This window comes from Candidatus Frankia alpina (genome assembly GCF_902806485.1).
Classification (GTDB): Bacteria; Actinomycetota; Actinomycetes; order Frankiales; family Frankiaceae; genus Frankia; species Frankia alpina.
On sequence record NZ_CADCWT010000569.1, the window covers coordinates 1 to 521 of the forward strand.

General features: G+C 64.9%; 1 protein-coding gene. It reads left to right on the forward strand.

Going from position 1 to position 521, the window contains the following annotated elements:
- The coding region (locus G6R25_RS24540; protein ID WP_163554708.1) for a transposase family protein at nt 1–521 on the forward strand (521 nt) is incomplete at both ends.

The following is a 521-nucleotide window of genomic DNA, read 5'->3' on the forward strand; positions in this document are numbered from 1 at the left end:
GACGCTGTGCCGGCTGCGTCGCAACGCCACGTACAACGATCTCGCCGAGGACTTCGGCCTCGGCGTCACGACGGCGTGGACCTACCACCAGACGATGGTCGCCTTCCTGGCCGACGTGCTCGGGTGCACCGATGAGGACGGCCTGTCCCTGCTGGTAGAGGGCATCGTCTGCCTGGTCGACGGGACGCTGGTACCGACCTTCCACTGGCGGCACCGCGACGACCTGCTGTCCGGGAAACACCGCCGTCACGGTGTCAACGTCCAACTTCTCGTCGACCTGCACGGCCGGATCATCGGCGTCAGCCTCGCTTTCCCCGGAAGCTGGCATGACGTCCACTGCTTCCACGAGGCGGGCTGGGCGGAAGTGGTGAGGCGTTCCGGCGGTGGGATGGGTGACCTCGGCTACGAAGGTGAACCAACCGTCAGGACTCCTCTTAAGAAGAAGCAACGGATACCACTCGCCGACTGGCAGACGCAGCTCAACACCCAATTCGCGAAAATCCGAGTCGCCGTCGAGTGGG